21 protein-coding genes and 1 other RNA gene are annotated in these 22,652 nt (G+C 47.2%); 18 read left to right on the top strand and 4 right to left on the bottom strand.

Annotated features, from left to right (window positions below; genetic code table 11):
- The first annotated feature begins 6 nt into the window (after positions 1-6).
- The 3 genes from H164_RS0112005 to H164_RS0111995 are packed head-to-tail and all read left to right on the top strand — an operon-like array spanning position 7 to position 2,918.
- Positions 7-1,281 carry a TolC family protein gene (locus tag H164_RS0112005; RefSeq protein ID WP_025830233.1) on the top strand — a complete coding sequence of 425 codons (1,275 nt, stop codon included), beginning with the start codon at positions 7-9 and terminating at the stop codon, positions 1,279-1,281.
- Positions 1,282-1,309: 28 nt separating this feature from the next.
- Positions 1,310-2,557, top strand: coding sequence for an efflux RND transporter periplasmic adaptor subunit (locus H164_RS0112000; protein ID WP_238315266.1), 1,248 nt, complete (start codon positions 1,310-1,312; stop codon positions 2,555-2,557).
- A 31-nt stretch (positions 2,558-2,588) separates the two neighbouring features.
- On the top strand, positions 2,589-2,918 hold the full coding sequence (locus H164_RS0111995; protein WP_019968843.1) for a heavy-metal-associated domain-containing protein: 330 nt from the start codon (positions 2,589-2,591) through the stop codon (positions 2,916-2,918).
- 438 nt (positions 2,919-3,356) lie between these two features.
- Here H164_RS0111995 and ssrA read toward each other — a convergent pair.
- Together ssrA and H164_RS0111990 are read right to left on the bottom strand one after the other, a co-directional pair.
- Positions 3,357-3,755: a transfer-messenger RNA gene (gene ssrA, locus H164_RS15245) on the bottom strand.
- A 201-nt stretch (positions 3,756-3,956) separates the two neighbouring features.
- Complete coding sequence (locus H164_RS0111990; protein ID WP_008564948.1) at positions 3,957-4,475, bottom strand: hypothetical protein; 519 nt, start codon at positions 4,473-4,475, stop codon at positions 3,957-3,959.
- A 752-nt stretch (positions 4,476-5,227) separates the two neighbouring features.
- Here H164_RS0111990 and H164_RS0111980 point away from each other — a divergent pair.
- The gene (locus tag H164_RS0111980) at positions 5,228-6,265 is read left to right on the top strand and encodes a hypothetical protein (protein WP_025830234.1); all 1,038 of its coding nucleotides are present in this window, start codon (positions 5,228-5,230) and stop codon (positions 6,263-6,265) included.
- A gap of 106 nt (positions 6,266-6,371) precedes the next feature.
- On the opposite strand, the gene H164_RS0111975 is transcribed toward H164_RS0111980, so the two are convergent.
- Positions 6,372-6,878 carry a histidine phosphatase family protein gene (locus H164_RS0111975; RefSeq protein ID WP_019968840.1) on the bottom strand — a complete coding sequence of 169 codons (507 nt, stop codon included), beginning with the start codon at positions 6,876-6,878 and terminating at the stop codon, positions 6,372-6,374.
- Positions 6,879-6,976: 98 nt separating this feature from the next.
- Here H164_RS0111975 and H164_RS0111970 point away from each other — a divergent pair, with 98 nt between their 5' ends.
- The 7 genes from H164_RS0111970 (at position 6,977) to H164_RS0111935 (ending at position 14,932) form a co-directional block, all read left to right on the top strand.
- A complete protein-coding gene (locus H164_RS0111970) occupies positions 6,977-7,621 on the top strand; it encodes a DUF308 domain-containing protein (RefSeq protein ID WP_019968839.1) in 645 nt (214 codons plus the stop codon).
- 256 nt (positions 7,622-7,877) lie between these two features.
- Positions 7,878-8,744: an electron transfer flavoprotein subunit beta/FixA family protein gene (locus H164_RS0111960; RefSeq protein ID WP_019968837.1), complete on the top strand. Its 867-nt coding sequence runs from the start codon at positions 7,878-7,880 to the stop codon at positions 8,742-8,744.
- Positions 8,745-8,890: 146 nt separating this feature from the next.
- Complete coding sequence (locus tag H164_RS0111955) at positions 8,891-9,913, top strand: electron transfer flavoprotein subunit alpha/FixB family protein (RefSeq protein WP_019968836.1); 1,023 nt, start codon at positions 8,891-8,893, stop codon at positions 9,911-9,913.
- A gap of 88 nt (positions 9,914-10,001) precedes the next feature.
- The gene (locus tag H164_RS0111950; protein WP_025830235.1) at positions 10,002-10,397 is read left to right on the top strand and encodes an endonuclease domain-containing protein; all 396 of its coding nucleotides are present in this window, start codon (positions 10,002-10,004) and stop codon (positions 10,395-10,397) included.
- Between the two features lie 94 nt (positions 10,398-10,491).
- Positions 10,492-12,219, top strand: coding sequence for an acyl-CoA dehydrogenase family protein (locus tag H164_RS0111945; RefSeq protein ID WP_019968834.1), 1,728 nt, complete (start codon positions 10,492-10,494; stop codon positions 12,217-12,219).
- A 607-nt stretch (positions 12,220-12,826) separates the two neighbouring features.
- Complete coding sequence (locus H164_RS0111940) at positions 12,827-14,236, top strand: MATE family efflux transporter (RefSeq protein ID WP_019968833.1); 1,410 nt, start codon at positions 12,827-12,829, stop codon at positions 14,234-14,236.
- Positions 14,237-14,248: 12 nt separating this feature from the next.
- The gene (locus tag H164_RS0111935) at positions 14,249-14,932 is read left to right on the top strand and encodes a hypothetical protein (protein ID WP_025830236.1); all 684 of its coding nucleotides are present in this window, start codon (positions 14,249-14,251) and stop codon (positions 14,930-14,932) included.
- An 859-nt stretch (positions 14,933-15,791) separates the two neighbouring features.
- Here H164_RS0111935 and H164_RS0111925 read toward each other — a convergent pair.
- Positions 15,792-16,064: a hypothetical protein gene (locus H164_RS0111925; protein WP_019968830.1), complete on the bottom strand. Its 273-nt coding sequence runs from the start codon at positions 16,062-16,064 to the stop codon at positions 15,792-15,794.
- Between the two features lie 379 nt (positions 16,065-16,443).
- Here H164_RS0111925 and H164_RS0111920 point away from each other — a divergent pair, with 379 nt between their 5' ends.
- The 7 genes from H164_RS0111920 (at position 16,444) to H164_RS0111890 (ending at position 22,618) form a co-directional block, all read left to right on the top strand.
- Positions 16,444-16,959 (top strand): DUF3836 domain-containing protein, encoded by a 516-nt coding sequence (locus H164_RS0111920; protein ID WP_025830237.1) that lies wholly within the window; start codon positions 16,444-16,446, stop codon positions 16,957-16,959.
- Between the two features lie 37 nt (positions 16,960-16,996).
- Positions 16,997-17,824, top strand: a complete 828-nt coding sequence (locus tag H164_RS0111915) for an ABC transporter ATP-binding protein (protein WP_025830238.1) — start codon at positions 16,997-16,999, stop codon at positions 17,822-17,824.
- Complete coding sequence (locus tag H164_RS0111910) at positions 17,817-18,632, top strand: hypothetical protein (protein WP_238315268.1); 816 nt, start codon at positions 17,817-17,819, stop codon at positions 18,630-18,632. The genes H164_RS0111915 and H164_RS0111910 overlap by 8 nt, the downstream gene beginning before the upstream one ends.
- On the top strand, positions 18,629-19,342 hold the full coding sequence (locus tag H164_RS0111905; RefSeq protein WP_019968826.1) for a hypothetical protein: 714 nt from the start codon (positions 18,629-18,631) through the stop codon (positions 19,340-19,342). Before H164_RS0111910 ends, H164_RS0111905 begins: the two co-directional genes overlap by 4 nt.
- A complete protein-coding gene (locus tag H164_RS0111900) occupies positions 19,339-19,737 on the top strand; it encodes a GntR family transcriptional regulator (RefSeq protein WP_019968825.1) in 399 nt (132 codons plus the stop codon). Before H164_RS0111905 ends, H164_RS0111900 begins: the two co-directional genes overlap by 4 nt.
- Positions 19,738-19,996: 259 nt before the next feature.
- Positions 19,997-21,895 (top strand): molecular chaperone DnaK, encoded by a 1,899-nt coding sequence (gene dnaK / locus H164_RS0111895; protein ID WP_025830239.1) that lies wholly within the window; start codon positions 19,997-19,999, stop codon positions 21,893-21,895.
- Between the two features lie 72 nt (positions 21,896-21,967).
- Positions 21,968-22,618: a DUF4145 domain-containing protein gene (locus H164_RS0111890; protein WP_025830240.1), complete on the top strand. Its 651-nt coding sequence runs from the start codon at positions 21,968-21,970 to the stop codon at positions 22,616-22,618.
- Positions 22,619-22,652 lie beyond the last annotated feature (34 nt).

The raw sequence follows: 22,652 nt of genomic DNA, 5'->3' as shown, positions 1-22,652 counted from the left end.
ATGACAATGAAGAATAAGATTTTATATTTCCTATGCATAGGACTATTCGCCAGCTATGGCAGTGCTTATGCGACAGGAAAAGACCATAAAGAAGATAGTTTGGCCGTGTATATTGCCGAAGCAATACGCAACAATCCCGGTCTGAAGAGTGAATATCAGGCCTATCAGGCGCAAATGGCCAATGCGCAAGGTGCGGGTATCTTGAGCGATCCACAGCTAAGTGTCGGCCTTTTCCCACAAGCGATACACCATGTCAATGGAAAACAGCTTGCAACCATAACCATTATGCAGATGTTTCCATGGTTTGGCACACTGAAAGCAGGTCGCGAACAAATGGAATATAAAGCGCAAGAGGCCTACCAGAAGTTTCGCGAAAAAAGTTTATTAACAGCTTTCAACGTTGAGAAACAATGGTATTCCATACTCGCAACGCAAGAGAAAGTGAAAGCTGTGAAACAGAAACGCGCGCTTTTAAACGATATAAAGAAGGTGGCTATCTATCTTTATAAGAACTATACTTCAGGGCGTGACACGAAAATGAGCGACCAATTACGCCTTGATGCAGAAGAGGAGCGATTGAAAGAACAAACGGAAAGTCTTGAAACCCAACTGACTTTACAAAAGCAGCAGTTCAACATCATGCTGCATCAGCAGCCAAATGCAGCTTTGTCCCTACCCGATTCCATCCCATTACGGCAGATGCCCACCTTTAATTGGATAGAGATTGAACGAAACAATCCCAAACTCGCACAGTATTCGGCTATCCAAAAGGCGTTTAAATCACAGGAAGAGCAAACCAGAGCAAAAGGTATGCCCATGATAGGTGTGGGACTTCAATATATGCTCAATGGGAAAGTTGACATGCCAATGATGCCCAACATGAACGGAAAAGACATGGTGATGCCCATGGTGAGCGTCACAATCCCCATTTATCGCAAAAAGATTACGTCGGCTATCCATAGTGCACAACTCATGGAACGTAGCGCAGCCTACAATTATCAAAGTCAGTTGGATGCACTTCAAAGCACATATCTCAGCATTGAACAGCGGGCTGACGATATAAAACGCAAATTGAAGCTTTATGAGAGTGAGGTGAATTTGCTCAACAGAACGCTCGAACTGATGCAAAAAGAATATGCTACGGGGGCGACATCGCTCACCGATATTCTTCAAACGACACGCGAAAGCATCGACTACGACCTCTTAAAAGCCGAAGCTAATGCGCAATATAACACCATCACGGCAGAGGCTATCCAGCTCATTGCACGCAATGTGAAGTAAAAGAATGTATAACCAAAAGAAGCAAAAGATGATGAAAGATTTCATAAAAAAACATATCCAGCTATCGTTTGCCGCTGCGCTGACGATAGGACTCCTATTAGGGTGGCTCCTCTTCCGCACCACTCACACAACAGATGTACACCAACATTCGGGAGGAAAAACGATGTACACCTGCTCCATGCACCCACAAGTGAGACAAGATCACCCCGGGAAATGCCCCATTTGTGGGATGGATCTTATCCCTGTCAACGATGAAAAGCAAAGCGCAACAACAACCGATTCCAATGCTATTGTGATGAGTGATGAGGCCGTTGCATTGGCAAATATCGAGACAGAGGTTGTTGGCAGCGGAGCAACAAACAAAGAAGTGCGCCTATTCGGGAAGATATTGCCCGACCAGCGCTTAGAACAAACGCAGTCATCTTACGTGGAAGGACGCATCGAGAAACTATTGATCAATGTGCCGGGCGACCGTGTTAGTCGTGGACAAGCATTGGCTGTGATCTATTCTCCGACGCTATACGCCATTGAACAAGAACTGATTGCAGCGATGAACTTCCCTGCATCGCCCCAAAAGAAACCGCTGATTGACGCAGCTATTGAGAAGCTTAGACTGCTGAATATCACGCAAGCACAAATCAATCAACTGATGCACACACGCAAAGCATCCCCCTACACCACGCTGAAGGCTAATACTTCGGGCACTGTGATTGAAAAGTATATCAATCCAGGCGATTATGTTAAACAAGGACAAGCGTTACTGAAGATTGCAAATCTCGGCAAGGTTTGGGCTATGTTCCAAGCATATGAAAGCGACTTACCATTTATTCATGTTGGTGAAAAGATTCACTTTACAGCCGAAGCGATGCCTGGAAAAGTGTTCACGGGCAGCGTAAGTTTCGTCGATCCCGTGATTGACTCTTCCAGTAGAACGGCCGGTGTGCGCGTAGAAATGAATAATGCAAATGGATGGTTTAAACCCGAAATGACCTTGACGGGCAACATTGTGGCCAACATGAAGCAATATCATGGTGAGATTGTCGTGCCGAAGAGTGCCGTGATGTGGACAGGAAAACGAAGTATCGTCTATGTAAAAGACACGGGAGAAATGCAACCTACTTTCAGATTACGACGTGTAACGTTGGGTCCTTCGCTATCCAATGGCTATGTCATCACGGATGGTTTGGCTGAAGGCGAAGAGATTGTGACGAATGGAACCTTTGCTGTTGATGCCAGTGCACAGCTGGCTGGCAAAGAAAGTATGATGGATCAGTAATATTATTTTATTTATTTAATATAACAAGAAAATGAAAAAAGTGATTTTAACAATGCTTGCTGTTGCAGCCATGAGCGCAACCATGCAGGCCAAAACAGTGAAAACAGAAATCCCAGTAAACGGGAAATGTAACGAAATGTGTAAGCCACGCATAGAGAAAGCCGCAAAAGCTGTTCCCGGAGTGTTGTCGGCTACATGGAATTTGAAAGCACAAAAGCTCACGCTTGTGTATGATAACACCAAGACTGATGCGAAGAAAGTGCAGAAAGCGGTATCTGCTTCAGGTCACGATAGTGGCAATATAAAAGCCCCACAAGCCACTTATAACAAACTCCCTGGATGCTGCAAGTATCGTAAATAGGGATGTATGGACATTTGACAGGCTAAAAACCTCTCGATTTTTAGTACTGAACATTGGTAGGCTGGCAAATCCAGCCTACTTTTTTATATTCAGGGATACATCTATAAACTTCTTTTTAGAAGTAAATAGTATTTCTGTCCCGCTTACGAGCGAGTTACGCATCGTTTTTACAGCTACAAAGTTCGACATGATTCTTTGAATAACAAAGGAATATGCGGTATCTATATTTACGCTGTATGGTATCACTGGCTACAATTTTAGAAGTATGATTTTTCCTGTAGCCATATTGTAGCCAATTGGGAGTATTTTAAGCGACTCAGTGATACCTGTATGTACTCCCAAACAGGGGTATATAATAGATAATCGCCGTAATTCTTTGAGATTACAGCGATTATCTGATTTAATCAATTTCCTAAAAACTCTTGTTCAGAGTACGTTAAGTGGAGCTGGTGGGAGTCGAACCCACGTCCGCACAAGGAAACCATACGCTTTCTACACGTTTATTCCGGACTTTATTTTCGTGCCATGGCAAGACCCGGACCACCAACCATGACCTTATCCTCTAAAGTTTCACGCCCGAAGCGAGGCATTCTGACGCTATTTCCGATTTACCTGCACCGCTTAACCCTTAGATTCGGAACCACATCCTTGGAGCAGTGTCTCGTCGCATCACCTTGTAACGCGATAAAGCCAATGATCTACTATGCTTCGATCAGGCAGCGAGAGCGTAATTATTTTCGCCAATTAATTTTCTGATTTCTCTGATTTAGGAGCAAGAAACCAAGGCTCCACGTGCTTACGTACCATTTCATCTCGCCGTCAAATCCAGTCAACCCCGAGATTATCTACGCCTTATAACCGCCGTCATAAGTGCGAAGAATGGTCCGACGCAGCTGTCTACACGGATTTAGGCACACGTTTCGACCGCCTTGTCGGCTATTTTAATGATGCAAATATACCGCAAAAGGGACGTATTTCAAAATAAATTATGCTTTTTTTACATTGCGGTTGTCACATTATCTCGCAGAAAACACCCCCTCACCCCGCCTTTCTCTCGTGATGTGAGCGCTTCGGAAAGAGCTTAAAAGGCATGTCCGCCCTCCATTTCTCCACCTTATAGAGTATCCGGGCCACAGCTTTTTGATAGTCAGAAGGGTAATACAACGTGAGCACGTACCAGCGTTTATCGCGCCGGATATAGTGGGAAGCATAGGCATAATCGGGCATATCGTCAAGCAATCCACGCCGTATGAGGTCGCCACGACGGAACGTATAGACACTTTCGGGCACCACCTTGCACTCCATAACGATGTTCACACCATCGTGATAGCCGAACCTTACGTGCCCACAACCATAGCCGTCGACTTGCTCCTGCCGCAGAAATGAGGGATATTCAAACTGATAATCGAAGTCTGAATCCGTGTAAGTGACAAATCGGGCAAAGTTCATTCCCTCTTTGAAACGCTCCATCGGCGTGCGTTCGTGGCCGAAGAAGAAGGCCGAAGTAGCAACACAAGCCACCAAGAAGAACAATATGACCAGCAATAGTTTCCTCATCTTAAGACACCGGTTATGCATTTCATGGCTCAAAGATAAGTATCTTTCAGCGGAAAAGCAAGAAAACAAGATTGAAATTTGCCAGAAATCATCATGCTGCCGCAATGTTGTTGCTACATAAACCACCCTTGAAAAGAAAGTAAAAATAATCAGAAAATTTTACAGAACGGGCGTATTGAAAACCTTACTCCGGTCAAGTCGTCTCCCAATATCAGCCCCTTCACAAGCCAAAATCACTCATCTTGTCACGCAATGTCAGCCACTTTACACTGCAAAACAACGCATATTAAAGCATCATATCGGCCATGTTGAAAGCCTATTCCAGCCATACGGCCTCCTTTTCTACCCCACACAACAAAAAAGGAGAAAGCCTCTTGAGACTTTCCCCTATGCAAATATACAAAAAATTGCAGGCGAATGCAAATCGAATATGAATTAAATTGACAATTAACAAGAGCCTTTCCCCCGGCTTCTCCCAAGGGCAGGGAGAAGAAATCGCAGGCATATTGCCAGCGAATAAGGCCGTTTTTGCATAACGATGTAGTGTGTCGTCTTGCGCCAAGCCTTGCTTTCTGCCGCTCCGTCCACGGTTTTCGCGGACAAAGCCCTGCCGAATATTAGGGAAATTCCCATGCCCCTTTAGGGAAAATCCTTTCTTGCAGGCGATGAATAGTCCTACCTTTGTAACGTGAAGGCGAGGCGTAGAGTGTCTCAGACCCCACAAACAAGATAGCAATATAAAACATACGACGATGAAAAAGCTGATATTAACCCTCGTTACGCTGTTCACATTGACAGTCTCTGCAAGTGCAATGAGTTATGAACAAGCCCGCCGACAGGCCCTTTTCCTCACGGATAAGATGGCGTATGAACTGAACCTCACCGACGAACAGTATGAGGCTGCCTACGAAATCAACCTCGACTATCTGATGAGCATCAATGACTATGGCGACCTTTATGGCACATATTGGACCCGTCGCAACCTCGATTTGAGTTATATTCTGCTTGACTGGCAATACCGAAACTACTGTGCAGCCAACTATTTCTACCGTCCGCTTTATTGGAACGACGGCTATTGGCGCTTCCGAATCTACGCCCGTTATCCCCATAGAGACTATTTCTATTTTGGTTGTCCCGACTTTTATGCCGTCTATCGTGGCGGACATAGCTGGCGAATAAACGGCGGACGGAGTTGGTATTACGGCCGAAATTACGGCTTCAAAGACAGCCGCAGGTTCGTCGGCATGCGCGACCATTTCAACAACGGCAGCTATGGGCGGGGCTTCAGCAGTAGGGAATCCGACTATAACCGCATTGAAAACCGCGTCTTCGGAGGCAACAGAAACAGTCGCATCTATGGAAACGAGCCGCGCAACAACCGTGTTTTCGGTGGCAGCGACAGCTATTCTCGCAGCGGAAACTCGTTTGACAACAACACTCAGAGCCGCATATTCGGAGGCAGTGCCGCTACCGAAAGCCGCAGCAATGGCGCATTCAACAACCGACCGAGCAGCACCCGGTCTACCGTTCCGGCCGTTCCAGACCGCGTGTTTGGCGCAGATCGCGGCAGTAACGACAGGCAACCGAGTCGCACTTTCGACCGTCCAAGCACAGGACGGAGCTTCGGTGGCGACGTGCCAAGCCGTTCTTTCAACAACAATGCGCCCTCAAACGCTTTCGGCGGAAGTGCTCCGAGTCGCTCATTCGGCGAAAACAGTGCGCCGACCCGCTCGTTCGGAGGCGGCGGAAGCACTCAGAGTGGGCAAGGAGTCTTTGGCGGAAGAAGATAAGGAAAGCCAAATCAGCCTGAACAATAGGTCAGACAACATATATATTCTCACGAAAAGGATTACCGAAAAGGCAAACGTCTGGCGGTAATCCTTTTCTCGTCATGGGCTACAGCACGTAGACCCGCACCTCTGCATTATCCATTTTCGGAATCTCGTTCATCGGTTTTTTGAAATAAACGCTTTGAATGGCCTTGTTGATGATACCGTGACCGACGGCCAAAACCGTTTGGTTGGGAAACGAAGTCTTGACGTAAGTGAGGAAATTCTGGGCCCGACGCTTCATTTGTTCAAGGCTTTCGACGTTGTCGGGCCATGCAACATCGTGCAAATCGGGAATAAATCGGCCCGTGAAGTCGCCCCAATCGCGCTCGCGCAAGAGCGGTGTCGTCTCCACGCCTTTATGATGTGGGGCTGCAATGATGCGGCAAGTATCGACCGAACGCTTCAAATCGCTCGACACAAAGACATCGATTTGCTCGCCTTTCAGCTTGTCGCGCGTAGCTTCGGCCTGCTTGATGCCCGTTTCGTTGAGCTCGCCTTGCTGCTGTCCTTGCAAGATTTGGGCGGCGTTGTCCACGGTTTCGCCGTGGCGTACCAAATATAATGTGGTCATATTCGTTGGCTTTTGGTTGCAAATTTACAAAAAAGGGCAGAGACATCGCGGTGAGTTTGAAGTTTTTTACTACCTTTGCCAACATATAAACACAGCTTATGAAAGTTTTAAGAAGTTCTCTTTTCCGCGCCGTCAGTGCAATCGTCATCGGCGCACTCTTGATAGAATACCGCGAACAAACCGTCGAATGGCTCACTATTGTCATCGGCGTACTGTTCTTTCTGTCGGGTGTTATCTCCCTTGCTTCCTATTATACGGCCCGCAAAACGGCCGGCGAGCCGGAGATATATGATAGCAATGGGCAGCTGATTTCGGGCGGTCAGCGCCCTGCTTTACCCATCGTCGGCCTCGGAAGTCTTATCCTTGGGGCCATTTTGGCCCTCATGCCGGGCACCTTTATCACTGGACTTATCTACATCATTGCCGCATTGCTCATCATCGGAGCCATCGGACAGTTCATCAATCTGGCCGAAATCAGCAAACTGGCCGATGTTGGTTTCTTTTATTGGGTGATGCCTTCTGTAATCTTGCTTACGGGACTTGTGGCGGTCATCTACCCGAAATCGATCGCTTCGGCACCGCTGTTCGTCATTGGTTGGTGCATGTTGCTCTATGGAGTCGTGGAGTGTATCAATGCATTGAAGATATATAGTTGCAGAAAGCAAATGGAAAAGAAGCGGGCGGCACAGGCTTCTGTGGAACTAAAGGAATGCCAACAGGGACCAACAGAAAGTAAGGAATAACCCTTTGTATGCCGGTATGAGATACAGGAAGACTGTGATAGACCGAAAATTTTATAGCGCAGTCCTGACATATATAATAAGGTATGCCCACATCGTAGACCTTCTTGGAGAACATGAGCAATACTTTCATTGCACAAAAGAAGAGCTTTGTGCACAAGAAGTAGGTTTTTGTGCATTTTGTTTGGCTAAGAAATAAAAATAATGTACTTTTGTGCAGACCTAATGTCAGAACTATACATAAACACTATAAATAACAATGAAATTGAAAATCGTTGTACTTGCCAAGCAAGTACCTGACACACGAAACGTAGGAAAGGACGCCATGACGGCCGAAGGCACCGTCAATCGCGCGGCACTTCCTGCAATCTTCAATCCCGAAGACCTCAATGCGCTCGAACAAGCACTGCGCATCAAAGACCAACATCCCGGCTCCACCGTCGGCATCTTGACCATGGGGCCTCCCCGTGCGGGCGAGATTATCCGCCAAGGACTCTACCGCGGGGCCGATGAAGGCTGGCTCTTGACCGACAGAAAGAGTGCCGGTGCCGACACGTTGGCCACATCTTACTTCCTTGCCAAGGGCATTGAGAAGATTGGCAACGTCGATATTGTCATCGGAGGTAGGCAGGCTATCGACGGCGATACGGCGCAAGTGGGTCCGCAGGTTGCCCAGAAGTTGGGCCTCAATCAAGTGACCTACGCCGAAGAAGTAATGAAAATAGAAGACGGAAAGGCCACTATTCGTCGCCACATTGATGGTGGTGTGGAGACCGTCGTGGCTCCTTTGCCCGTTTTGATCACTGTTAATGGCAGTGCTGCTCCTGCTCGTCCGTGCAACGTAAAGCGTGTTATGAAGTACAAATATGCCACATGTCCGATGGAACGCAAGGGCGATGAGCCTTGGAGTTCGCTTTATGCGCGCCCATACCTTACACTTGGGCAATGGAGCATAGCCGATTGCAGAGCCGACGAGGCCCAGTGTGGACTTTCAGGTTCGCCAACCAAGGTGAAAACCGTGCAGAACATCGTGTTCCAAGCCAAGGAGAGTAAGACGCTCACCGGCAGCGATAGCGACGTGGAAAGCTTGGTAAAAGAATTGTTAGACGAAAAGATTATTGGCTAAAAACAGAAAAGGAGCGGAAGAAAAGCCTTGGAATGGATTGCCATACAGATGCTTTTGAAGGATAAAGAAATGCTCATTTGTCATTCTTCCTTGTTCATGTTACGCATCAATTCCACACGCCTCATTCCTCACTCCTCATTCATATTATGAACAACGTATTTGTATATTGCGAAACAGAAGGGCCAAATGTCCTCGAAGTTTCACAGGAATTGCTGACGAAGGGTCGCAAACTTGCCGATAAACTTGGCGTAGACCTGCATGCAATCGTAGCCGGAAGCGGCATCAAAGGTAAGGTGGAAACGCAGATTTTGCCTTACGGTGTGGACAAACTCTTCGTGTTCGAGGGAAACGGTCTCAGCCCTTATACCTCGGCACCTCACACGGATATCCTCGTAAACCTATTCAAAGAAGAGCGCCCACAGATTTGTTTGCTGGGCGCAACTGTCATAGGTCGCGACCTTGGACCACGTGTTAGCTCGTCCTTAACCTCTGGTCTTACGGCGGATTGTACGCAACTTGAGATTGGAGATTACGATGAAAAGAAGACCGGAAAGCACTATGATAACTTGCTATATCAAATCCGTCCGGCCTTTGGAGGCAACATTGTGGCAACCATTGTCAATCCCGATCATCGCCCACAAATGGCAACTGTGCGGTCAGGAGTGATGCAGAAAGCACTCTATGAGGGCCAAGCTAAGGGCGAAGTTGTCTATCCCGACGTGGCAAAATATGTGCCCGAAGCCGACTATGTGGTGAAAGTCATCGACCGACATGTTGAGGCTGCGAAGCATAATCTCAAGGGTTCGCCTATCGTTGTGGCTGGAGGTTACGGCGTAGGAAGCAAGGAAGGCTTTGAACTTTTGTTCCAATTGGCAAAGGAACTCCATGGAGAAGTTGGCGCAAGTCGTGCTGCCGTGGACGCAGGTTGGGCTGATCACGACCGTCAAATCGGCCAGACCGGTGTCACCGTTCACCCGAAAGTCTACATTGCCTGCGGCATTTCGGGCCAGATTCAACATATTGCCGGCATGCAAGACAGCGGCATTATCATCTCCATCAACAGCGATCCCGATGCCCCAATCAACAAGATTGCCGACTATGTCATCAACGGAACCGTTGAAGAAGTGGTGCCGAAACTGATTAAATACTATAAACAGAATTCAAAGTAAAGCCTCTCCCCCGACCCCTCCCCGAAGAGGGAGGGGAGTAATATGCTGTAGTGTAGGAAAGGATAAGACAAGGATAAACGACTGATATATGATGAATAAAGTGGAAACATCATTCGAATATATGAGCGCTTCGCCTGACCGTTATGCACTGCTAAAGGCATTTGCCAAAGAAAATCGGCTGAAAATGACACTTGCCGAGACCATACTTTGGGAAGAACTGAGGCTACTTCCAAAGCCCTTTAAGTTCAGACGTCAGCATATTATAGGTGACTTTATCGTTGATTTCGCATGCTTGTACCATCACTTAGTGATTGAAGTTGATGGAGAATATCATCAAGAACGGCTACAAAAAGAAGATGACAAGCTGCGTACGGAGAGTCTGAATAGAATGGGATTTACAGTGATTCGGTTCACTAATAAACAAATAATAGAGAATTCACAAAGCGTGATAACAGAGATAAAAAACATATTGTATAACGAATAAAACAATCCACCACCAGCCCCTCTCAGCGATTTAAGGAGAGAACATATTACTCCCCTCCCTCTTCGGGGAGGGGTTGGGGGTGGGGCTTTAGCTTATGTCAAACTATTACACCGACCATCCTGAGATTGAGTTCCACTTGAACCATCCTCTGATGAAACGCATTGTTGAGCTGAAAGAGCGCGACTTTGCAGACAAAGATGCTTTTGACGACGCGCCCGTTAACTACGAGGACGCCATCGAAAACTACAAACGAATGCTCGATATCACAGGCGATATCGCAGCAAACATCATTGAACCGAATGCCGAAAGCGTAGATCAAGAGGGCCCACATTTGGAAAATGGGCGCATGATTTATGCGAGCAAGACCGTCGAAAACATTGAGGCTACGCGCCAAGCCGGGCTTTGGGGCATCTCTATGCCACGTCGTTATGGTGGCTTGAACCTCCCGAATACCGTCTTCTCCATGGCCTCCGAGCTTATCGCTTCAGCTGATGCCGGCTTCCAAAACATTTGGTCTTTGCAGTCGTGTATCGACACTTTGTATGAATTCGGCACCGAAGAACAACGCCAAAAGTATATTCCCCGCATCGCAGCAGGCGAGACGATGTCAATGGATTTGACCGAACCTGATGCGGGATCCGACCTGCAACGCGTCATGTTGAAGGCCACTCAAGATGCCGATGGCACGTGGCGACTCAACGGAGTGAAGCGTTTTATCACCAATGGCGACTCGGATATTCATCTCGTTTTGGCCCGTTCCGAGGAGGGAACACGCGACGGGCGCGGCCTTTCCATGTTCATCTACGACAAGAAAAACGGCGGTGTTACCGTGCGACACATCGAGAACAAGCTCGGTATCCACGGCAGTCCCACCTGCGAACTGGTCTACAAGAATGCCAAATGCGAGCTTTGCGGCGACCGAAAGTTGGGACTTATCAAGTATGTCATGGCCTTGATGAACGGTGCCCGTTTGGGAATTGCAGCTCAAAGTGTGGGCGTTGAGCAGGAAGCCTACAACGAAGGCCTTGCTTATGCCAAGGAACGCGCCCAGTTCGGCAAGAAGATAATTACCTTCCCTGCCGTTTACGACATGCTTTCCCGCATGAAAGCGAAACTCGATGCAGGCCGTTCGCTGCTCTACATGACAGCCCGTTACGTCGATATCTACAAGGCGCTCGAAGATATTTCACGCGACCGTAAGCTCACACCTGAGGAGCGTAAGGAGATGAAACAGTATAGTAAGTTGGCCGATGCCTTTACTCCTATCGCCAAAGGTATGAACTCTGAGTATGCAAACCAGAATGCTTACGATGCCATTTCCATTCATGGTGGCTCGGGATTCATCATGGAATACAAGAGTCAGCGGCTCTTCCGCGACGCCCGAATCTTCTCCATTTACGAGGGAACCACCCAACTTCAGGTCGTTGCCGCCGTGCGTTACATTACCAACGGCACCTATCTGGCCATCATGAAAGAGATGCTCGAACAGCCGACCGCAGCCATGCAACCGCTGCAAGCACGCGTTGCAAAGCTCGTGGCCCGCTACGAAGAGGTGCTGAACAAGGTGAATGCCGACGAAAACCAAGAAGAACAAGACTTCCTCGCACGTCGCCTCTACGACATGACGGCCGAAATCATCATGTCGCTACTCATCATTGCCGATGCAGAAAAGGCGCCCGAGCTCTTCGAAAAGAGTGCAAACGTCTACGTGCGCATGGCAGAAGAAAGTGTCATCGGCAAGGCCGCATACATCAATTCGTTTGATGCAGCCGACTTGAAGAACTTCGCTTCGGAAGCAAAACCTGAAGAAACGGAAGCCTGACAGCCCCATCTTCAACCTTAAAAAGAGGGTGTAACATAAATCCATTTTATGTTGCACCCTCTTCTTCTTATGACTTTTATCGCGCTGCCAAGCGTTTCCAATCAGCTTTTACCTATTGAGACGGGCGCAGTTGAGCTTTCATGAGAGTGGAATCACACGACTATCCTGTCCTATAAACAACGGAATTGCGACGCGTTTTACCCATGAAAGGTAACTTGTTTGGCCATAAGCTTTACCGAATGAAGCCCATCAACAATCCTATTGAGCCGTGTGAGCGATTGATATAAGTCAAGAATCAAGCCGGAAACAAATGATTTCGCATGCCGATTCATTGCAGCAAGCAAGATTGTCCCTATCTTTGCAGCATCAGAGAAAGGTATTGGTAAGTTAGAATTCACACTGTAAAAACGAAGAGGGTTATTCGATATAAAAAACAAAATTAGTTCTTTTGAGGGAAAGATTGTTTCAAAAAGGATAACATTTTAGAGAGAGAAGAATAGAAACCTTGGAAGGTTTGAGAGAGAGATACGGTTCCATAGCAATATGGGACCGTTTTTTTTGTGAGTTTGCCAGATTTACATTACTTTTGCACATTCAAGAAAACAATATGTTAGGCAGCAAGAAAAGCGAAGCTTTATTGGCAAACATACGCAACGGATTGCCCATGTCGCGGAGAGAAAAGCTCAGTTTGATCATCAATCTGAGTATCCCTTCGATGCTGGCACAGCTGACCACGGTGATGATGTTCTTCATCGATGCCGGCATGGTGGGTCATTTGGGGGCCGAAGCCTCTGCAAGTATCGGACTGATAGAGTCGACGGCATGGCTGATAGGCAGTGTTCTGAGCGCCTCGGCCATCGGCTTTTCCGTTCAAGTTTCACATTTTATCGGAGCCAACGACTTTGTAAAAGCACGCCAAGTCTTCCGTCATGCCTATATCTGTGAAATCATTTTGAGTCTGTTTCTGCTTGCCATCGGTGTCGCTATCCATGCTTCTCTTCCCATTTGGTTAGGAGGAGACGCTGCAATAGCAGGCAATTCATCAAGCTATTTCTTTGTTTTTTCATTGACAATTCCGTTTCTGATGCTGTTTCATCTGTCGTGCGACATGTTGAAATGCACCGGAAACATGCAGTTAGCCAGCGCAATGAGCGTGCTATTATGCGTGCTTGACGTGGGCTTCAACTATGTTTTCATCTATCTATTTGGACTTGGTGTGATTGGTGCAGCCCTCGGAACGGCGATGGCTTACATCTGTACTTCGCTCCCGGTTACGTGGATGACGACTTGCAGAAACAAGATTTTGGCATTGAAACTCGATACAATACCTTTTCATTGGGTGTGGGATTACGTGATCAAATCAGCTAAAATCAGCTTCCCCATTGCCGTTCAATCCATCTTGATGAGCGGTGCACAGATCGTCAGCACGCTGATAGTGGCTCCTTTAGGTAACATTGCTATTGCGGCAAACTCGTTTGCCATCACGGCAGAAAGCCTGTGTTACATGCCCGGATACGGCATCGGTGATGCTGCAACCACGCTGGTTGGCCAGACTTACGGGGCCGCCCGAAAGGACCTTTGCACGAGTTTTGCCCGCATGACCGTGGGACTTGGCATGCTTGTCATGGCCTTTATGGGAGCTGTGATGTATGTGTTTGCCCCTGAAATGATTGGCCTTTTGAGTCCTGTCGAAGCCATTCGTACGCTCGGAACCACTGTCTTGCGCATCGAAGCCTTTGCAGAACCGTTCTTTGCAGCATCAATCGTGGTCTACAGTATCTGCGTCGGTGCAGGCGACACCCTGCGTCCTGCCATCATGAACCTCATCTCCATGTGGTGCGTTCGCCTTACGCTTGCCGCATGGCTTGCCCGTGATTACGGCTTGAAAGGCGTATGGACAGCCATGGCCATAGAGCTTACGTTCCGCGGTTCGCTCTTCCTTTACCGGCTTTTCCGCGGCAATTGGCTCAAAGGATTGGCGGAAAAACCAGCTGTTGAGACCCTACAAACAACATAAAATAAGCCTGTCATGAAGAGAACACTTTTGATTTTAGTCGGGATTTTGTTTTCCCTTGCATCGTTTGCACTAAGCAAAGACAGCGCAAACGCCGTCACAATGTTGGATTATGAACAGGCATGGAATGACGACACCGGCCGACTTTCGCTGAAAAACAACACGAAAGAGCCCATTGAAGACGTTGCTTTCCAAATCACATATATCAATATGGAAGGGCAAACCATCGGTTCCGAAGACTTCAATAAAGACGTATATATTGCCCCCGGAGAGGCAAAAACGGTCGAAATCCCTGCCTTCCGATATGACGATCACTATTCCTATTACAAGTCTATAGCCAAGAAAGACGCTGCAAATATCTTCATCATAAGGTTTGATCTTACGGATTACAACCGGCAGAACAGGCTGGCAGCAGGAGAAAAGGACCTAAACAATGACACGACTTCTGCAGTTTACCATTCAGACGAAAGCCTTTTCCATAGATTAGGCCCTATCGCATGGCTTGGTTTGTATGTCATTTTAGCAGGAGCAATGTTTGGTTTGTATGTCATTGTTGCCGTTATGGCCAACAAACGCCATCGAAATGCAGCCTTATGGATACTCCTCAGCTTCATCACCACCCCACTTTTGGCCATATTCGTCCTGCTGGTCGTCGGCAAAGACTGTGACCGAAACAACGAGGAAGATGATATCAGATAATCGAAAGTACCATTTTAACGGCCAAAATACCTATTTAAAAAATCAAAAACATTGACATTCTCGATTGGCCGCCATTGTTCTGTTTTTCCGTAAGCACCAAATCAGCCACTCAATTCAAGGATTTTACGCGCTTATCTCACCCATTTCATGCGCTAATATGGGCCATTTCGGCGTGCAATATGGCTGATTTAAGCACGCCACATGGCTTATATGAGCCGGAAACTTCACCCATTTTAGCCGCCCATTACGGCTGTTCATGAAAAAAGGGAAAGCCATCATCGACTTTCCCTCCATGCAAAGATAACACTTTTGACAGCCAAATGCAAATCCACTATGAATTATTTTGACAGTTATTATCGTTGGGAATGGGGCGTGTTATGACCTCCCCCGGCCCCTCCGAAGGAGGGGAGAGCAGACGAACATCAAATGAGTTCGCATGTAATTTGGCTACCTCCCCTTTCGGAGGGGCTGGGGGTGGCTTCATATTTTGGTGGAGCGGACGCACGAACCGTGCGTCCCTACATGCTGTTAACAGCATTTGGCGAGGTATGATTGGGAAAAACCAATTGTATTGTGACCTCTTCCGGCCCCTCCGAAGGAGGGGAGAGCGGACGAACAGCAAGTGAGTTTGCATGTAATTTGACCCTCCTCCCCTTTTTGGAGGGGCTGGGGGTGGCCTCATAATTTGGTGGAGCGGACGCACGATTCGTGCGTCCCTACATGCCGGCAATAGTATTTGACGAGGCATAATTGGGAAAAACCGCATCGCGGTTTCGTTGTTTATAGGGCAGTGTTGGCGTGTAGCGCCAACGCTGTCAAAGCCGAAGAGTGAGGGAAAGCAACGCCATCGGTGTTGCGTTTAAGCCTCCCCCGACCCCTCGAAAGGAGGGGAGTCCAATCTGTTTGCAGGCACATTCTCCTTCCCTTTGGGAGGGAAGGGGTGGGCTTCACATCTTTTGGCGTTGCTTTCTCGCTTACCTCCCAGATAGGGTTGCCTCACTTTGTTCGGCAACCCTGCCCTGTAAATAACGAAACCGCGATGCGGTTTGTCAATAGCAAACCTCATACTCCATTCCGCCCCAGCCCTGTAAACGATGAAACCGCGATGCGGTTTGTCGATAGCGAGCTTCATACTTCACTCCAACCCTGCCCTGTAAATAACGAAACCGCGATGCGGTTTGTCGATAAAAAGCGTTATGTTCTGCCCTATGCGCTACCAAGTAAAGTTGGAAGTGCACTGCTATGCCGCACAACTTTTATGGTTCAGATTGCCTATCTATGGTGTACTACTTCGCTCATACACTTTTGTTAATATCTGTTTTAAATTACCTTGTTTCTCGATTTAATTTGTTTTAAAACGTTAAATATTACACTTTGTTATGCATTTTCTTGCTTAAAAGCTTGACAAATAAGTGAGATTGAACTACATTTGCAGTGTTCTATTAAAGTAGTACACCAAAGTTCGCAAAATAAAATAACGTAAATCGCAAGATGACTTAAAACAAAATAATATGGAACTAATTATCACAAGCACTACAATCGCAGCGATGTTTTTCAACATTTCGACATCATCTGTCAGTAATGGTTACTGTTACAATGCTGAAACGAACGGAAATGAAGTGAACAAAATCACGGTATTCGAGGCAAGTGGTAAGTATCTTGACCGCAAACTTCAGTATCGTTTTGACTATGATGCATTGGGAAGGTTGGCCTATAAGGAAGCACAACGTTGGAATAACCTTACAGAACAATGGGAGAACGTCTACAAACTGATTTATCATTACACAGAAATAGGATTTAGATTGAGCCGTCATGATTGGGACAAGAAGACCCAATCGTATGGCAAAGCAACCACGTTGACAGACTATGAAATGCTTGGTGACCGCCTAATGGCCGTGACAACCTACAGCTGGGACACCCGGAAAAACGACTATACCAAGGTAGATGGCTTTGTTATTATGGACCCGCATGAAGGTCTTTTGCTGGCCGAAAGCCTTTCTCCTATCCTCGCCAATGAGCAAAAATGACGCAAATAAAAAATGAAAACCAAGAAAACAAATGACAATGATAGAGATTAAGAACCTCAGGTTTGCCTATAATAAGAAGGCAAACGTGTATGATGACTTGAATTTAACATTCAAAGAGAACTGTATTTACGGCCTGCTTGGCAAAAATGGTATGGGAAAAAGCACGCTACTCTACCTCATTTCAGGTCTGTTGAGCCCTCAAAGTGGACGGCTACTTGTTGATGGTAAGCAACCAAACAAACGTACACCTGACTTCCTTTCCGACATCTATCTCGTGCCCGAAGAGTTTGATTTGCCCAAGATGAGCCTCAAACAATTCACACAATATCACAAGGATTTCTACCCAAACTTCAGCCTCGAACAACTCAAACGCTGCCTTCGCGACTTTGAACTTGCTGAAGATTTAGACTTGAAAGCACTGTCGTTGGGCGATAAGAAAAAAGTATTTATGAGCTTTGCGTTGGCCTCGGGCACGAAAATCTTGCTGATGGACGAACCTACCAACGGCCTCGACATCCCCTCGAAAAGCCTATTCCGTAAGGTGATTGCAGGCAGCATGAGCGAAGATCGCATTCTTGTTATCTCGACACATCAGGTGCACGACGTGGAAAGTTTGCTCGATCACATCGTCATTCTCGACCATCAAAAAGTGTTATTCAACGCTTCGATTGCCGATATCACGACCCGTTACGACTTCAAATATCGCCATCAAAGCGAACAAAACGAGGGCGTTCTCTATGCCGAACCGGCGCTTCAAGGCAACGCAGTCATCACCCCTCACCATGAAAATGACGAGGAAACGCCGCTAAATCTCGAACTATTCTTTAACGCAATCACGAAAGGAGCCCTGAATGAACATGTTTAATAGAAAACGATTTGCCCATTATGTAAAATGGGACATCTGTAATCAGCGCAGCAAAGAAACACAGGTTTTCGGCATTCTGCTGCTAAGTTTCACGCTCATCATGTTGATGCTGTTCATCGATACGAGCAGTGTTACAAAAGGAATGCACCTAACGGCGTTCCTCATGTCGGCCATTATCATCGTCTTTGCCACTTTTGCCGCCTGCCAATCTCCCTTTGGAAGCAAGGCAAATAGCACGAAACGCAGTCGCATCAGCCAGTTGATGGTGCCCGCATCAATGCCAGAGAAGTTTGTCTCGACCTATGTCGTGCGGCCCATTCTCTTTGCCGCAATCGGGATAATCGCCTTTTGTTTGGCCGACATTATCCAGCAGTTGTGGGCGAAAATGATTGGTATTGCGCCGCAATCTCACCTCCCTTACGCCATCAATAGAGTCAGAGAAATCGTATATCAGGCCGGAACCGTGGCCCAATTCTATGACAAGGCCCGGCTTTATGCAGCTATGAGAGGGGGAAATGTGGCTGATATGCATGTCTTCAATCCCGTGATATTCATCTATTCAGCAATCAGCTGCCTCTCGTGCTACGCCTGTTTTACGTTCTTTGGCATTGTGTTCAGGCGGTTTACCTTCTTCATTTCGCTCCTTAGCCTCGGCCTGATTATGGTGTCAGACCTATATATCATCAAGCACATCAGCTATCATCTTGTGCCCTTGACCAACCTTGTTTGCGTCGTCACCTTATATTATTATGCCTATCAAAATTATAGGAAATTGCAGATTATTCACGGTAAATTCATGAACATATGAACGCATTCAACCCTACCCGATTTATGAAATTGCTGAAGTGGCGCATGCACTTTGGCGGAAAGTTTCCCTTGGGTTATCTGTTCGGTATATTTGTTCCGCCGATCGTTTCTACCTTTATCGGACTCTATTCTGCACCGATTTACATGGACTACATGCCAAGTGTAGATGCCTATCAGATATATATTTCCAATACATCCACCTATATGCTCCTCATGATATTACCCTTGGCGCCGAGCTTTTTGATGCCTCGAATGAAACGAAAGAGCGACCGTATCAATGAACTTATGCTGCCGGCAAGCAACATGGAACGCTATCTGAGCAACTATCTTGTTGCTGTTGGCACTACCATCGTCGTGATTTGCAGTGCTTGGGAACTGACAAACCTTGTGCAATATGCCGCATCAGCGCTTTGGTTTCACGATGCCCAATGGATGTATTTGAAGATACCAACCATGCTATCAGGCCCGAACAGCCTGCTGCTACTCGTGTTGTTGCATGCCTTTATGATGATGCTTTCAAACTTCAGAGCCGTCACCACATTCTTTACCGTGGCAACATTGTTCTTGGCCTTGATGGTCGTTCCACATTGTCTTCGGCATATTTCCGCCCATACATGGGTCTGTTTGCTCAGCATTATCACCTGTTTTGCGGGTGCATACTTCGGTTATTGCCACAAAAAACTTGTCTCACGAAATCCCTTCAGCCTATGAATTTCAACAATGATAAAGCTATTTATGTGCAGATGGCCGACCGCCTTTGCGATGAAATCCTTGCAGGTAACTACGCTGCCGACGACAGAATACCGAGCGTAAGAGAGTATGCTGTGATGTTGGAAGTGAACACCAACACGGCCGTCAAAGCCTATGAGCTGCTCGCCCGCAACGAGATTATCTACAACAAACGCGGACTCGGCTACTTTGTAAGCCCCTCGGCTCACGACCATATTCATGCTTCGCGCAAGCAAGCCTTCCTCGGTCAGGTGTTGCCCGACCTGTTCCGACAGATGAAACTCCTTGGTATCGACATCAAAGAGATTGATGCAGAGTGGGAGAAAAGCAACGAACAGCCTCCGGAAAACGCGAATCCGGTAGATGAACGGGGATAAACTGCATTTGCTGTCTGTTGGTTTTCTCTCCGTGACTCATAGCGGACGCAGGTATGCATTGGCATTCAACGACACAGGAAAGCCCGGAAAGCGAAACAAAACGAATGAAACAAGCGTGCTTCATGTGTCACATTGTCACCCGCTTGTGTCACATTTCCACCACGTGTCAACCTTGGCACGTGGTTTGTTATTGTAAGACTGACTTCGGAAAAGCTCCGATGAAGGAACAATCAGAAAACAAATAAAAACAAATATAATTATGGGAAAGATTATTGGAATTGATTTAGGAACTACAAACAGTTGCGTTGCCGTGTTTGAGGGCAACGAACCGGTAGTGATTGCAAACAGTGAAGGCAAGCGCACAACGCCTTCTGTTGTTGGTTTCGTAAAGGACGGAGAGCGCAAGGTGGGTGATCCGGCAAAGCGTCAGGCCATCACCAACCCGCAGAACACAGTGTATTCAATCAAGCGTTTCATGGGCGAGACCTACGAACAAAGCCGCAAAGAGGCAGAAGCTATGCCTTACAAGGTCGTTAACGACGGCGGTTATCCGCGCGTGGAAATCGAAGGTCGCAAGTATACGCCGCAGGAAATCTCGGCCATGGTGCTCCAGAAGATGAAGAAGACTGCTGAGGATTACCTCGGTCAAGAGGTCACCGATGCTGTGATTACCGTGCCGGCTTACTTCTCTGACTCGCAACGTCAAGCCACCAAAGAGGCTGGACAGATTGCCGGACTTAACGTTCAGCGCATTGTCAACGAGCCTACGGCTGCTGCTTTGGCTTATGGTGTAGACAAGGCTAACAAGGATATGAAGATTGCCGTGTTCGACCTCGGTGGCGGAACCTTTGATATCTCAATCCTTGAGTTCGGCGGTGGTGTGTTCGAAGTACTGTCTACCAACGGCGACACTCACCTTGGCGGTGATGACTTCGACCAAGTGATCATCAAATGGTTGGCCGACGGTTTTAAAGCTGACGAAGGTATCGACCTGACAAAGGACCCGATGGCTATGCAACGCCTGAAAGAAGCTGCCGAAAAGGCAAAGATTGAGCTTTCAAGCTCTACATCTACTGAAATCAATCTGCCTTATATCTCGGCAGAAGGCGGTGTGCCAAAGCACTTGGTGAAGACCTTGACGCGTGCACAGTTCGAGCAGTTGGCCCACGACCTGATACAAGCTTGTCTGGTTCCGTGCCAGAATGCCATTCGCGACGCAAAGCTGCAGACTTCCGATATAGACGAAGTAATCCTCGTAGGTGGTTCGAGTCGTATTCCTGCCGTGCAGACCTTGGTGAAGAACTACTTCGGCAAAGAACCTTCGAAAGGTGTGAACCCCGACGAAGTGGTAGCCGTGGGTGCAGCAATCCAAGGTGCCATATTAAACAAGGAGAGTGGTGTGGGCGACATCGTGCTGCTTGACGTAACCCCGCTGACGCTCGGTATCGAGACCATGGGCGGCGTGATGACCAAGCTCATCGAGGCCAACACAACCATTCCGGCCAAGAAGAGCGAGATATTCTCTACCGCAGTCGACAACCAGACGGCCGTAACCATTCACGTGTTGCAGGGTGAGCGTCCGATGGCCGCGCAGAACAAGAGTATCGGTCAGTTCAACCTCGAGGGCATTGCACCGGCCCGTCGCGGTGTTCCGCAGATTGAAGTAACGTTCGACATCGATGCCAACGGTATCCTCAACGTAAGCGCAAAGGACAAGGCCACGGGCAAGGAGCAGAAGATACGCATCGAGGCCAGCAGCGGTTTGAGTCAGGAAGAAATCGACCGCATGAAGGCCGAGGCCGAGCAGAACGCTGCAGCCGACAAGGCCGAGCGCGAGAAGGTGGACAAGCTCAACCAAGCCGACTCAATGATATTCACCACCGAGAACTTCTTGAAGGACAATGCCGACAAGATACCGGCCGACAAGAAAGCTCCTATTGAGACAGCCCTCCAGCAGCTGAAAGATGCCCACAAGGCAGCCGACATCGCCGCCATCGACACGGCAACCGCAGCCCTCAACACTGCTGTTCAGGAAGCCAGCGCACAGATGTATCAAGGCGGTGCACAGCCCGGTCCTGATGCAGCACAAGGCGGTCAGCAGGCAGAAAGCAATCCCGACGATACCGTGCAAGATGCCGACTTTGAGGAAGTGAAGTAAAATATAAATATTTGATAAAGAGGATATGTCTTTCTAAAAGCGTATTCTCTTTTAACTTTTAATAATTAAACTATGAACAATAAATATATAGCTCCTGAAAAATATTTGAAAAGTTTTACTTGTCCACATTGCCAGACATTGTCGTTAATGCATTTTGATTCGCACCATTTCCAAGAAGATACTAACGAATCATTTAGTTCTAAAACTCCTATCAAAAATACACTTTATATAGCACGTTGCTGCAACTGTGGTAAGAAAATAGTTTGGATAGATAATGAGTACATTTATCCTAACATTATTGCCGAAGAGGTGAATCCAGATTTACCAGAATCTGTTAAGCAGCTATACAATGAGGCAGGGCTAATTTATAATCAGTCTCCACGTGCTGCTTGTGCTTTATTACGTTTAGCCATAGACAGGTTATGTAATGAACTGGGAGAAACTGATAGAGATATTAATAAGAATATTGGGGCACTTGTTGAGAAAGGGTTACCTAAAAAGGTACAACAAGCTCTTGACTTTGTTAGGGTGGTCGGCAATAAGGCTGTTCATCCGGGAGTAATTGCGTTTGATGTAGATGATACCAATACAGCAAAAACTTTGATGAGGCTTATAAATATGATAGGGCAAAGTATGATTACTGAACCAAAGGAAATCGATGAAATGTATGGGCTATTACCTGATTCTACTAAAGAAAGTATTGATAGACGAGATAGTAAATAAGGATAGTATAGAACTAACCTAAACTCACCACAAC

Origin of the sequence: Segatella maculosa DSM 19339 = JCM 15638, assembly GCF_000382385.1 — a bacterium.
Lineage (GTDB): Bacteria > Bacteroidota > Bacteroidia > Bacteroidales > Bacteroidaceae > Prevotella > Prevotella maculosa.
Note: the sequence above shows the minus strand (reverse complement) of the source record. Positions and strands in the feature narration are given on the sequence as shown.

Excerpts from the sequence above, each read along its gene's own strand:
- H164_RS0112005 (WP_025830233.1), top strand. The coding sequence starts at position 7 with ATGAAGAATAAGATTTTATATTTCCTATGCATAGGACTATTCGCCAGC.
- H164_RS0112000 (WP_238315266.1), top strand. The coding sequence starts at position 1,310 with ATGATGAAAGATTTCATAAAAAAACATATCCAGCTATCGTTTGCCGCT.
- H164_RS0111995 (WP_019968843.1), top strand. The coding sequence starts at position 2,589 with ATGAAAAAAGTGATTTTAACAATGCTTGCTGTTGCAGCCATGAGCGCA.
- H164_RS0111990 (WP_008564948.1), bottom strand. The coding sequence starts at position 4,475 with ATGAGGAAACTATTGCTGGTCATATTGTTCTTCTTGGTGGCTTGTGTT.
- H164_RS0111980 (WP_025830234.1), top strand. The coding sequence starts at position 5,228 with ATGAAAAAGCTGATATTAACCCTCGTTACGCTGTTCACATTGACAGTC.
- H164_RS0111975 (WP_019968840.1), bottom strand. The coding sequence starts at position 6,878 with ATGACCACATTATATTTGGTACGCCACGGCGAAACCGTGGACAACGCC.
- H164_RS0111970 (WP_019968839.1), top strand. The coding sequence starts at position 6,977 with ATGAAAGTTTTAAGAAGTTCTCTTTTCCGCGCCGTCAGTGCAATCGTC.
- H164_RS0111960 (WP_019968837.1), top strand. The coding sequence starts at position 7,878 with ATGAAATTGAAAATCGTTGTACTTGCCAAGCAAGTACCTGACACACGA.
- H164_RS0111955 (WP_019968836.1), top strand. The coding sequence starts at position 8,891 with ATGAACAACGTATTTGTATATTGCGAAACAGAAGGGCCAAATGTCCTC.
- H164_RS0111950 (WP_025830235.1), top strand. The coding sequence starts at position 10,002 with ATGATGAATAAAGTGGAAACATCATTCGAATATATGAGCGCTTCGCCT.
- H164_RS0111945 (WP_019968834.1), top strand. The coding sequence starts at position 10,492 with ATGTCAAACTATTACACCGACCATCCTGAGATTGAGTTCCACTTGAAC.
- H164_RS0111940 (WP_019968833.1), top strand. The coding sequence starts at position 12,827 with ATGTTAGGCAGCAAGAAAAGCGAAGCTTTATTGGCAAACATACGCAAC.
- H164_RS0111935 (WP_025830236.1), top strand. The coding sequence starts at position 14,249 with ATGAAGAGAACACTTTTGATTTTAGTCGGGATTTTGTTTTCCCTTGCA.
- H164_RS0111925 (WP_019968830.1), bottom strand. The coding sequence starts at position 16,064 with ATGAAGCTCGCTATCGACAAACCGCATCGCGGTTTCATCGTTTACAGG.
- H164_RS0111920 (WP_025830237.1), top strand. The coding sequence starts at position 16,444 with ATGGAACTAATTATCACAAGCACTACAATCGCAGCGATGTTTTTCAAC.
- H164_RS0111915 (WP_025830238.1), top strand. The coding sequence starts at position 16,997 with ATGATAGAGATTAAGAACCTCAGGTTTGCCTATAATAAGAAGGCAAAC.
- H164_RS0111910 (WP_238315268.1), top strand. The coding sequence starts at position 17,817 with ATGTTTAATAGAAAACGATTTGCCCATTATGTAAAATGGGACATCTGT.
- H164_RS0111905 (WP_019968826.1), top strand. The coding sequence starts at position 18,629 with ATGAACGCATTCAACCCTACCCGATTTATGAAATTGCTGAAGTGGCGC.
- H164_RS0111900 (WP_019968825.1), top strand. The coding sequence starts at position 19,339 with ATGAATTTCAACAATGATAAAGCTATTTATGTGCAGATGGCCGACCGC.
- dnaK (WP_025830239.1), top strand. The coding sequence starts at position 19,997 with ATGGGAAAGATTATTGGAATTGATTTAGGAACTACAAACAGTTGCGTT.
- H164_RS0111890 (WP_025830240.1), top strand. The coding sequence starts at position 21,968 with ATGAACAATAAATATATAGCTCCTGAAAAATATTTGAAAAGTTTTACT.